The sequence below is a fragment of the Nocardia sp. NPDC019323 genome (assembly GCF_044389845.1).
Classification (GTDB): Bacteria; Actinomycetota; Actinomycetes; order Mycobacteriales; family Mycobacteriaceae; genus Nocardia; species Nocardia implantans.
The window spans coordinates 75,214-88,153 of record NZ_JBIRYN010000008.1; the positions used below are offsets into that span (position 1 = coordinate 75,214).

Consider the following 12,940-nt stretch of genomic DNA (forward strand, 5'->3'; position numbering starts at 1 on the left):
CTAGGGGCGGTCGGTGTCGGCCAGCGCGGCGGTGAGGACGTGGCCGATGCGCGCCAGCGCGGATTCGGAGGTCATCCGCCAGTGCGAGGCGTGCACCGCGTGGTTGTGCACGGTGCCGTCCACGGCGTCCGCCCAGCTCGCCGCGCCCGCGGCGCCGGTGGGATCGTCCAGCGCGGCGGTGAAGTACACGAGGTTGCCCTTGTAGGGGCGGGGGCGGTAGCGCCGGATCAACTCGAGTGACCTGGCGCCCGCGCCGAGCACACGGTCGAGGCGGTCGGCGCCGAAGGAGGCGAACGGCTCGGGCAGGTCGGCGATCCTGCGGGCCAAGCGGGGCAGGTCGAGTTCGGCGTCCTGGTCGTCGGCCGCCTCGCCGAGCAACCCGCCGAGCAGGTCGGCGAGCGGCAATGCCGCTGCCGTGTCCATGGGGACGCGCAGCGAGCTGTCCATCATGGCCAGCACCGCGACCCGCTGGCCCTGCTCTTGCAGCCGCACCGCGACCGCGTGCGCGAGTACGCCGCCGAGCGACCAGCCGAGCAGGTGATACGGGCCATCGGGCTGCACGGCGCGGATCTCGCGCACGTAGCGGCTCGCCCAGTCGTCGATGGATTCCGGCAGCGCCGCCGCCGAGTTCAGCACCGGCGACTGGATGCCGTACACGTCGCGGTCCTGCTCCAAGTGCGCCGCGAGACCCGCGAACGACCACGCGACACCGCCTGCCGGATGGATGCAGAACAGCGGTTCGCGCGCGCCGCCGGTCCGCAGCGGAAGCACGACGTCGAACGCGGCTGCCGCGTCCACCCGGCCGCGACCGGACCGGTGCTGCTCCAGCTGGGCGATCAGGCGGGCGGGCGTCGGCGCGGCGAACAGCCACAGCACCGGGATCTGTTCGCCGAGCGCCGCGCTCAGCCGGGCGGCCGAGCGGGTGGCCAGCAGCGAGTTGCCGCCGAGCTCGAAGAAGTTGTCGTCCAGGCCGACTCGCTCGGCGGCGAGCACTTCGGCGAAGCCCGCGCACACGGCACGCTCCAAGTCGGTACCGGGGGCGCGGAATTCCCTGGCGTGCGTTTCGGGCCGTGGCAGGGCGGCGCGGTCGACCTTGCCGTTCGCGGTGAGCGGCAAGGTCTCCAATTGCCGCAGCGCGGCGGGCACCATGTAGCTGGGCAGGACATCGGCCAGCGCGGCGCGCAACGCGCTCGGCTCGAGCCGCTGCGCGGCGGTGAAATAGCCTGCCAGCACGGCGTTCGCGCCGTCGGTGGCGTAGGCGACGACGATCGCGTCGCCGATCTCCGGCAGCGAGCGCATGGCGTGCTCGATCTCGGCGAGTTCGATGCGGTAGCCCCGGATCTTCACCTGGAAGTCGCGCCGCTCGACGTACTCGAGGTTGCCGTCGGCGGACCAGCGCACCATGTCGCCGGTGCGGTACAGGCGGGCGCCCTGCGGTCCGAACGGGTCGGCCACGAACCGCTCCGCGGTGAGCGCGGCGCCGCCGTGGTAGCCGCGAGCCAGTTGCGCGCCGCCGAGATACAGCTCGCCGGTCACCCCGGCGGGCACCGGGTGCAAACGGTCGTCGAGGACGTAGACCCGATTGCCGGATTGCGGTGTGCCGATGGGTGCCAGCGCTTGCCGGACGCCCGCGGCGGTACGGAACCGGGTCACCGACACCGCGGCCTCGGTGGGGCCGTAGAGGTTGTCGATCCTGGCCGCGGTGCGCGCCTCGGCCCGCCGCAGGGTCGCGGCGGGCAACGCCTCGCCGATGACCAGCAGCCGGCGCAGCGAACGCGGCAGGCGGCGCTCGCCGGGCGCTTCGGCCAGCATCGCCAGCAGCGAAGGCACCAGCGTCAGCGTCGTCACCGACGCGCGGCGCACCAGATCGAGCAACCCCGCCGGATCACGCTGCGCGTCCTGGGGCGCGAGCACGAGCCGGGCTCCGGTGCGCGGCGCCCACCAGTACTCCCACACCGACAGGTCGAAGGCGGCGGAGGTCAGCACCAGCACCGCGTCGTCCTTGCCGAGCGCGTACTCCGACTGCATCCAGTCCAGCTGGTGCGCGACCGCAGCGTGCGGCACCGCGACGCCCTTCGGCGCGCCGGTCGAACCGGAAGTGAAGATGACGTAGGCGGTATCGGCGGGCGAGAGCGCGGCGATCCGTTCGGCATCGCGCACCGGGCCGTCGGGCACGGTGTCGGCGACGGCCGAGATGTCGAGCACCACGCTGTGCTCCGACGCCGTCGCGGGCAGCATCGGCGCCCGCGCCGAGGTGAGCACCAGCTGCGGCGCGGCGGCGGCCAGCACGCTCGCGGTGCGTTCCAGCGGATGCGCCGGATCCAGCGGCACGTACGCGCCACCGGCAGTCACCACCGCGTACATCGCGACGAGCAGGTCTACGCTGCGCGGAATGGCCAGCGCCACCAGCTTTTCCGGGCCGATGCCGCGATCGATGAGGACGCGCGCCAGGCGATTGACCCGCGCGCCGAACTCCTGGTAGGTGACCGTGACGTCGTCGTCGACGATCGCGACGGCCCCCGGCGACCGGGCCGCCCGCTCCTCGAACGCGGTGACCAGCGTGGCCGGGGCGAAGGCGAGCTCGGCCCGGTTCCAGGTGACCAGCACGCGCTCGGTCTCCGCCGGGTCCAGCAGCGCGAGATCGCCGACCGGCAGCCGTGGGTCCGCGCAGACCGCGTCCAGCAGCCGGTGCAGGCGAGTGGCGAAACCGGCCACCGTGGACTCGTCGAACAGGGCGGTGGCGTAGGTGATCGATGCCGCCATGCCCGCCGGAGTTCCGTCGGGGCCGTAACGATCGGTGACGATCAAGTGCAGGTCGAACTGAGCGACCTCGGAATCGAAATCGGCCGCGTGGGCGGTCAATCCGTCCAGGGAGAAGTCGGCCTCCGCCTGGTTGTGGAAGGAGAAGCCGACCTGGAACAGCGGGTGGCGGGCGGTGGAGCGCTCCGGGTTGAGCACCTCGACCAGACGCTCGAACGGCACGTCGGCGTGCGCGAAGGCCGCGACGTCGGCGGCGCGCACGCGAGCGAGCAGGCCGGTGAAGTCCTCGCCCGCGTCCACGCGGGCGCGCAGCACCAGCGTGTTGACGAACATGCCTACCACGTCGTCGAGTTCGGCCGCGCCGCGTCCGGCGACCGGGGTGCCCACCGCGATGTCCGAGGCGCCCGACAGGCGAGCCAGCAGCACCGTGAACGCCGCGTGCAGCACCATGAACAGCGTCGCACCGCAGGCGCGGCCGAGATCGGCCAGGCGCGTGTGCACCTCGGGCGCGATCGCGAAATCGACATGCCTGCCGCGCGTGGAGACGACGGCGGGGCGCGGCCGATCGGCGGGCAGGCTCAGTTGCGCGGGCAAACCGGCCAGCGTCTCGGTCCAGAACCGGATCTGCCGCGCCAGCGGCGAATCGGGATCGTCCTCCGCGCCGAGTGATTCGCGCTGCCACACGCTGAAATCGGTGTACTGCACCGGAAGCGGTGACCAGTCCGGGGCGACGCCGCGTTTGCGTGCGGCGTAGGCGGTCATGACATCGCGGGCCAACGGCGCCAGCGACGAGCCGTCCGCGGCGATGTGATGGACCACCACCACGAGCACGTGCTCGGTGCCCGCCGCGTCGCCGTCGACCGGAGCGAACAAGCGGGCGCGGACCGGGACGGTCTCGGTGACGTCGAAGCCGCCGCCGACGAAGTCGGCCACCGCCGCGGCCAGGTCGTCGGCCTGCACCGCGATCGGCGCGAGCACGGGCGTGCAGTCCGCGACGGGCAGGACGACCTGCACCGGGCCGGACGCGTGCAGCGGATACACGGTGCGCAGCACGTCGTGGCGGGCGACCACGTCCCCGATCGCCGCGTTCAGCGCCGCCACGTCCAGTTCGCCGGTCAGCCGCACCGCCAGCGGGATGTTGTAGGCGGTGGACTGCCGATCGAGGCGGTTGAGGAACCACATGCGCTGCTGGGCGAGCGACAGCGGCACGGGGCCGGTCACCGCGCGCCGGGTGAGCGCGGCGCGGGCGGAGGCGCCGGAGCCGTCCAGCGCGCGGGCCAGCGCTTCGACCGTCGAGTGCTCGAACACCGCACGGACGCCGACGGCGACCGAGAGCCGGTCACCGAGCCGTGCGGCCACCTGGGTGGCGGTCAGCGAGTTGCCGCCGCGGGCGAAGAAGTCGTCGTCCAGCCCGACGCCGCCGTCGAGCCCGAGCACCTCGGCGATCGTCCGCGCCACCGCCCGCTCGGTCGCGGTGCGGGGGGCGCGGAACTCGGCGGCGCGGAACTCGGGTCGCGGCAGGGCTTTCCGGTCCAGCTTGCCTACCGGGGTCAGGGGCAGCTCGTCGAGCACCAGCACGCTGCTCGGCACCATGTACCCGGCGAGCGAGCGGGCGGCATGCGCCAGCAGGTCGGCGGTGTCGATCGTGTGACCCTCCGCCGGAACCACATAGGCGACCAGCGACACCGCGCCCGCAGCGTCGGTGTGTCCGACCGTGACGGCCGTGCGCACCGTCTCGTGCGCCGCGAGCACGGCGTCGATCTCACCGAGTTCGACGCGCAGGCCGCGCACCTTCACCTGGTGGTCGGAACGCCCGACATAGCGCAGGGCGCCGGAACTGGTCCAGCGCGCCAGATCTCCGGTGCGATACAGCCGCCCGCCCTCGGGACCATAGGGATCGGCGACGAACCGGGACGCCGAAAGCCCCGGCCGCGCATGATATCCGCGGGCAAGACCGGGACCGCGCAGATACAGCTCCCCGGTGACGCCCACCGGGACGGGTCGCAATCCGCCGTCCAGCACCACGGCGGACATGCCGTGGATCGCCGTGCCGAGATCGAGCGGATCGCCGGGCCGCATCGCCGCGCTGATCGTCGCGATGACGGTGGTCTCGGTCGGGCCGTAGGTGTTGTGGAACGACCGGCCGGGCGCCCAGCGGCGCACCGTGTCCTGGCCGTAGGACTCGCCGCCGACGGTGAGCCGCCGCAGGCAGTCCAGCTCGGCCGGGTCGAGCGTGGGCAGGACGGCCGGGGTGAGGAACGCGTGCGTCACCCGCTGATCGCGGATGAGCGCGGTGAGTTCCGCGCCGCCGTAGACACCGGGAGGCGCGATCACCAGCGCCGCCCCCGCGGAGACGGCCAGCAGCAGTTCCAGCATGGACGCGTCGAAGCTGGGCGAGGCCACGTGCAGCACGCGCGCGTCCGCGGTGACCAGGTACCGGTCCCGCTGGGCGAGGGCGACGCCGGCCAGGCCGGTGTGCGTGGCGACCACGCCCTTGGGCGTCCCGGTCGAGCCGGAGGTGTAGATCATCCAGGCCGGGTTCTCGCACCGGACGGGACGGATCTGTTCGGCGGCGGTGATCGGCGCTCCGCTGTTGCGGCGCATCCGCGCGGCGGTGGACGGGGCGTCGAGCACCAGCCAGTCGACGTCGCTGGGCAGCGCCGCGCGGCAGGTGGCGATCGTCAGGCCGAGCGCGGCGCCGGAATCGGTCAGCATGTGCGCGATCCGCTCGGCCGGATAGGTCGGGTCGACCGGGACGAACGCGGCGCCGGTCTTGGCCACCGCCCACACCGCGAGCACGGAGGTGATCGAGCGCGGCACCGCGACGGCCACCACGTCCTCGGCGCCGAGTCCGTGCCCGATCAGCATGCGCGCCAGCCGCGACGACTGCTCGTCCAGCATCCGGTAGGTCAGCTGCCGCTCGCCCGCGACCAGCGCGACCGCGCCCGGATCGACCGCGACCGCTGCGGCCAGCAGTTCGGCCAGGGTGCGCGGCGGCACCGGCGCGTCGCCGCCGCGGCCGAGCAGGTCGGCGCGCTCGGCGGGCGCGAGCAGGTCGGCGGCGGCGATCGGCGCGTCCGGGCGCGCCGTGAGCGCGCCGAGCAGTCTGCCGAACCGGCGCAGCAGAGCGCGCGCGGTGGCGCCGTCGAACAGGTCGGTGGCGTAGTCCAGCTCGACCGCGAGGTGACCGTCGGCATCCGGCTCGGCGGACACGGTGAATTGCAGGTCGAAACGGGCCACCGGCTCGTCGAATGCGACGGCGGTGAGGTCGAGACCGGGCACGGTGAAGGCGTCCGCGGCCGCGTTCGGGTAGCTCAGCGCCACGGTGAACAGCGGATGCCGCGCCGGGGAACGCTCGACGCCGAGCGAGTCCACCACCCGATCGAACGGCACGCCCGCGTGCTCGAACGCCGCGAGGTCGACGGCCCTGATCCGGGTGAGCAGTTCGGTGAAGGACTCGTGGGCGCGCACGTCGGCGCGCAGCACCACGGTGTTGACGAACATGCCGACCAGGTCGTCCAGAGCCGCGGCGCCGCGTCCGGCCACCGGAGTGCCGATCGGGACGTCGCCGGAGCCCGACAGCCGCGACAGCAGGACGGCGAGGACGGCGTGCACCACCATGAACGGCGTCGCCTCGTGGCGCAGCGCCAGCTCGCGCACCCGCCCCGCGACGCCGCCGCCGATCCTGGCCCGCACGTTCGCGCCGCGCTTGCTCGCGATCGCCGGACGCGGACGGTCGGTGGGCAGTTCCAGCTCGCCCGGCAGATCGCGCAGCGTCTCGGCCCAATACGAGAGCTGGGGCGCGGCAGTGTTTTCCAGCTCGGCGGCCTGCCACAGGGCGTAGTCGGCGTACTGGGCGGCGAGCGCGGGCCAGGCCGGTTCCGTGCCGAGCACGCGGGAGAGATAGGCCGTCAGCAGATCGCGCAGCAGCGGACTCATCGAGTAACCGTCGGCGGCGATGTGGTGCACCACCGCGACGAGCACGTGACTGGTGGCGTGTTCCCGCAGCAGCGCCGCGCGCACCGGAACGGCGGCGGTGAGGTCGAAGCCCGCGTCGAGGAATTCGGCGATCCGGTCCTCGGCGGCGCGACCGTCCAGCGCCTCGACCGTCAAGCGCACCGCCGCGGCGTCCACGGGCAGGATCACCTGGTGACCCGCGCCGGTAGCGTCGGCCGGGTACACCGTGCGCAAGGTCTCGTGCCTGGCCACGACGTCGGCGAACGCGCCGATCATGGCGTCGGCGTTCAGTTCCCCTTCGATGCGCAGCGCGACCGGGATGTTGTGTGCGGCGGACGCCGGATCGAGCCGGTTGAGGAACCACATGCCGCGCTGGACCGGCGCGAGCGGAATCCGGTCCGGTCGCGGACCGGCCACCAAGGGCACCGCCTGTTCGGTCGCGGCGGCCTGCGCGCCGAGCAGCGCGGCCAGCGTTCCCACCGTCGGCGCTTCGAACAGCAGCCGCACCGGGACACGGCGACCGAGCCGGTCGGCCAGCCTGGCCGCGACGCGGGTGGCGCTGAGCGAGTTGCCGCCCAGGGCGAAGAAGTGGTCGTCCACACCGATCGGCCCGGCGCCGAGCACTGTTTCGAATGCCTCGGCCACCAGCCGTTCGGCCAGGGTGACGGGGGCGAGATAGGCGACGCGATCGAAGACCGGGTCCGGCAACGCTTTCCGGTCCAGTTTGCCGGAGGCGTTGAGCGGGAATGCGTCCAGCGTGACCAACGCCGAGGGGAGCATGTACGACGGCAGCGTGCGCGCGGCGGCGCGCAGCACCTCGACGTCCGGAACCACCGTTGCCGGTTCGGCGGTGACGTAACCGACCAGGTGGTCCTCGCCGGTGACGGTGGTGACCACCCGTGCCGCCGCCTGCGCCACCCCTGGCGCGGCCGCGAGCGCGGCCTCGATCTCGCCGAGCTCGACGCGCTGGCCGCGGAACTTCACCTGGAAGTCGGTGCGGCCCAGGTACACCAATTCGGCGGTGTCCCCCCGGATCTGCCAGCGCACCAGGTCGCCGGTGCGGTACATCCGCCGGCCCGGCGCGCCGAACGGGTTGGCCACGAACCGTTCCGCGGTGAGGTCCGGCCTGCCGTGATAGCCGCGCGCGAGCTGGACACCCGCGAGGTACAGCTCTCCCGCCACGCCGGGCAATGTCGGGCGCAATCGCGAATCCAGCACGTAGACCCGGCTGTTCCATTCCGGATTGCCGATCGGCACGGCGGTGTGGCCGCTGTCGCCCGTGACGTCGCGGTGGGTGATGCTCACCGCCGCTTCGGTGGGTCCGTACAGGTTGTGCAGCCGCGCGGCGCTCACCGCGCCGAATGCCCGCACGGTCTCGGCGGGCAGCGCCTCGCCGATCAGGAACACCGTCCGCAGCGACGCGAGCGCGGCGCCGCACCCTGCGGAGGCGACGTACCCGGCGAAGACGCTCAGCATCGACGGCACGAAATCGGTGACGGTGACCCGTCTTTCGCCGATCACCGAGGCGAGGTAGGCCGGGTCGCGATGGCCGTCGGGGGCGGCCAGCACGAGGGTGGCGCCGACGCGCAGCGGCAGGAAGTAGCCCCACAGCGACACGTCGAAGGTGGTCGCCGTCTTCTGCAGGTACACGTCCTCGGCGGTGAGCCCGTACCGCGCCTGCATCCAGGTCATCTGGTTGACGATCGCGGCGTGCGACACGCTGACGCCCTTGGGTTTCCCGGTGGAGCCGCTGGTGAAGATCACGTACGCCGGGTTGTCCGGGTGGATCGGCGCGCGACGCTCCTCGGCGGTGATCGGGTCGTCGGAGTAGCCGTCCAGGGCGACGGCGTCGACCAGGACGGTGACGACGGATTCGCCGACATCGATCCGGTCGGCCGTCGTGGTGAGCACGGCCGCGGGCGTGGCGGTGCCGAGAATGTGGGCGATGCGCTGGGCGGGGTGATCCGGGTCGATCGGCACGTACGCGCCGCCCGCCTTGAGCACCGCGTACATCGCGATCACCAGCTCCGGTGCGCGCCGGATCGCCAGCGCCACCAGCGTTTCCGGGCCGGCGCCCGTCGCGATCAGGTAGCGGGCCAGCCGGTTGGCGCGCCGGTCGAGTTCGCCGTAGGTCACGGTGACCGCAGACGTCGCGCTGTCGGGCACGAACACCAGCGCCGGGTCGTCCGGCGTCGCGGCGGCCTGCGCCTCGAACTCGTCGAGCAGCAGTTCGTCGGCCAGCGCGGTGTGCGCGGAGTCGTTCCACTCGGTGACCACGCGATGCAGTTCCCCCGCGCCGAACAGATCGATGTCGCCGACCAGCTGTTCCGGGTCGGCGGCGACCGCGCCGAGCAGGCGGGTGAAGCGCGCGCCGAAGGTCGCCACGGTGGCCGCGTCGAACAGGTCGGTGGCGTAGGTGAAGCGCAGCGCGTCACCGGTGACGGTGAGCTGGAGGTCGAACGGCGTGGTCTCGTAGTCGATGTCGTGCTCGGTCACGGTGACACCGGCCATGTCCAGGGTGACCGGCGCGAGATTCTGGAAGAACAGCGCGATCTGGAACAGCGGGTGCCTGGCCTGCGAGCGCGGCGGGTCCAGCACCTCGACCAAGCGCTCGAACGGCACGTCGGCGTGGGCGAAGGCGTCCAGGTCGCGTTCGCGCACCCGGCGCAGCACGGCGGCGAAGGTGTCCGAGCCGGGAACCTCCGCGCGCAGCACCAGCGTGTTGACGAACATGCCCACCAGATCGTCCAGCGCCGCGTCGCCTCGGCCCGCGACGGGCGCGCCGATCGCGATGTCGGCCGTGCCGGACAGCCTGGCCAGCAGGGTGGCCAGCGCGGCGTGCACGACCATGAACGGTGTGGCCTCGTAGCGCGCGGCCAGGTCGGCGATGCCTGCACCGATTTCCGGCGGAAGCGCCACGGTGGTGCTCGCCGCGGCGTGCGAGGCGACGGCGGGGCGCGGTCGGTCGGCGGGCAGGTCGAGCTGGGCGGGCAGTGCGCGCAGCGTCTCGCGCCAGTACGCCAGCTGGCGCGCGGCCACGGAGCCGGGGTCGTCCTCGGCGCCGAGCACCTCGCGCTGCCAGAGCGCGTAGTCGGCGTACTGCAGGTCGAGTTCGGTCCAGTCCGGGGCGGTGCGGGTCGCGCGGGCCGCGTAGGCGGCGGCGAGATCGCGGGCCAGCGGGCCCATCGAGAAGCCGTCTGCCGCGATGTGGTGCACCACCAGGGCCAGCAGGTGGTCGCGATCCGACCGCGTCACCAGGCCGATGCGCAGCGGCACCTCGGCGGTCGGGTCGAACGGGACCGCGACGAATTCGCGCAGCGCGCCGGCCTCCAGCGCTTGGATCGCGGGCACCTGATCGACGTCGAGAACGCGCTGGTAGCCGATGCCCTCGTGGTCGGGGTAGACGGTGCGCAGCGTCTCGTGCCTGGCGACCACGTCGCCGACGGCGGCGGCGAGGGTGTCCTGGTCCAGGTAGCCGGCGAGCCGCACCACCACCGCTATGTTGTGCACGGTCTCGGCGGGATCGAAGCGGTTGAGGAACCACATGCGCTGCTGCGCGGGCGAGAGCGGAACGCGCTCCGGGCGCGGCCGCGGCGCGAGCGCGGGCTTGCCGCCGGTCCCCGCGAGCCGTTCGGCGCGCGCGGCCAGCGCGGTCACCGTCGGCGCCTCGAACAGCAGGCGCACCGGGATCTCGGCGTCCAGCTCGGCGCCGAGCCGGGCGGCGACCTGGGTCGCGATCAGGGAGTTTCCGCCGAGGGCGAAGAAGTCGTCGTCCGCTCCGACCCGCTCGACGCCCAGCAGCGCCGCGACGATCCGCGCGACGGTCGCCTCGGTGCGCGTGGCCGGAGCCCGGTAACCCGCGGTCGCGACCTGCGGTGCGGGCAGCGCCGCGCGGTCCAGCTTGCCGGACGCGTTGACCGGGAACCGCTCGAGCACGACGAACGAGGTGGGCACCATATAGGCGGGCAACTCGGCGCTCAGCGCGGCGCGCACGTCATCGGTGTCGATCGCGTGGCGGTCCGACGCCACCAGGTAGGCCACGAGCCGATCGCCCAGCCGCCCGTCGGAACGGACCAGCACCACCGCCTGCGCGACCGCGTCCAGCGCCAGCAGCGCCGACTCCACCTCGCCGGGCTCGATGCGCAGGCCGCGCAGCTTCACCTGGAAGTCCGTCCGGCCCAGGTACTCCAGCTCCCCTCGGCCCGTCCAGCGGACCAGATCACCCGTGCGGTACATCCGCGCACCGGCGGGCCCGTACGGATCGGCCACGAACCGGTCGGCGGTCAGCTCCGGGCGCGCCACATACCCCTGGGCCAGTTGCGCGCCCGCGAGGTACAGCTCCCCCGCGACGCCGACGGGCACCGGCCGCATCCGGGCGTCCAGCACCAGCAGGCGGGTGTTGGCCACCGGCCTGCCGATCGGCACGGACACCACGTCCCGATCGGTCACCTCGTGATAGGTGACGTCGACGGCGGCCTCGGTAGGGCCGTACAGGTTGTGCACCCGCGCTCCGATCACCTCTCGCGCCCGCTGCGCGGCGACCGCGGGCAATGCCTCGCCCGATGCGAAGACGTTGCGCAGCGTAATGCACTTTTCTGTGTGCGGATCGGCCAGGAAAACCGCCAGCATGGCGGGTACGAAGTGCGCGATCGTGACGCGTTGCCCGACGATCAGCCGGGCCAGATACGCCGGGTCGCGATGCCCATCTGGACGTGCGACCACCAAGCGTGCGCCGAAAGCCAACGGCCAGAAAAATTCCCAGACGGAGACATCGAAGGTGGCCGGGGTCTTCTGCAGCACCACATCGTCGGCGGCCAGCGGATAGGCCGACTGCATCCAGGTGAGGCGATTCACGATCGCCGCGTGGGTGACGGCCACGCCTTTGGGGCGGCCGGTCGATCCTGAGGTGAAGATCACATACGCGGTGTGGCCGGGGGCGGGCGTGCCGAGCCGGTCGGTGGCGGTGAGCGGGTCGTCGCAGTAGCGGGACAGATCGAGCCGGTCGATGCGGACCTGCCGCGCCGCTCCCGTGTCCAGATCGAGGCCGGAGGTGAGCACACACACCGGCCTGGCGGTCGACAGCACGTACTCCAGCCGCTCGGCCGGATGGTCGGGGTCGAGCGGGACGTACGCGCCGCCCGCGACGATCACCGCGTAGACGCCGACCACCAGGTCCAGCGACCGTCGCATGCCGAGCGCGACCGGCGTGTCCGGGCCGACGCCATGGGCGGCCAGCCAGCGCGCCAGCCGCCGCGCCCGCGCCGCGAACTCGGCGTAGGACAGGGTGCGCCCCTCCACCGTCACCGCCGGCGCGTCCGGAGTCCTGGCCACCTGGGCTTCGAACAGCGAGATCAGCGTGGCGGCCGGGTCGACGGGGACCGCGGTGTCGTTCCAGTGGTCGAGCACCAGCGCCCGTTCGGCGTCGTCCATGAGTTCGAGGTCGCCGACGCGCGCCGACGGGTCGGCCACCGCGGCCCGCAGCACGCGCGTGAAACGAGCCCCGAACGTCTCGACGGTGGCGCGGTCGAACAGGTCCGTGGCGTATCGCAGCACGCCGCGCAGCGCGTAGCCGGTCTCGACGCGGTGTTCGGTCAGTTCCACCGCCAAGTCGAACTGCGCGACGCGGTTGTCCAGCGGATAGGCCGACACCGTCAGACCGGGCAGGCGCAGCGCGGTGTCGTCGTGCTGCTCAAAGGTGAGCAACGTCTGCACCAGCGGCGAATGCGCTTGCGAGCGCACCGGGTTCAGCTCCTCGACCAGACGCTCGAACGGCAGGTCGGCGTGGGCGAAGGCCCGCACGTCGACCTCGCGCACCCGGCCGAGCAACGCGGCGAACGACGCGTCCGCCGCGATCGGCGTGCGCAGCACCAGGGTGTTGACGAACATGCCGACGAGGTCGTCGAGTTCGGCCTCGCCTCGGCCCGCGACGGGAGTGCCGATCGCGACATCGCCGACCCCGGTGAGGCGGGCGAGCAGCGCGGCGTAGGCCGCGTGCAGCACCATGAACGTCGAGACGCCGTGCCGACGGGCGAGTTCGGCGATCGAGCCGGTGAGATCGGCGGGGATCGCGAACTCGACGGTGGCGCCGCGCCCAGAGGCCACCGCTGGGCGGGGACGGTCGGCGGGCAGTTCCAGCACCGGCGCGAGTCCGTCGAGTTCGGCTCTCCAGTAGGCGATCTGGCGCGACAGCGGCGAATCCGGGTCGTCGGCGGAACCGAGCGCC

At 72.9% G+C, this 12,940-nt stretch carries 1 protein-coding gene (cut by a window edge); it reads right to left on the minus strand.

Going from position 1 to position 12,940, the window contains the following annotated elements; all coding sequences use genetic code 11:
* Positions 1-12,940 carry the 3' portion of a non-ribosomal peptide synthase/polyketide synthase gene (locus tag ACH49X_RS26150; RefSeq protein ID WP_357206508.1) on the minus strand. It continues 12,395 nt past the right edge of the window, so the window shows 12,940 of its 25,335 coding nt (coding positions 12,396-25,335); its start codon lies off the right edge, out of view; its stop codon occupies positions 1-3.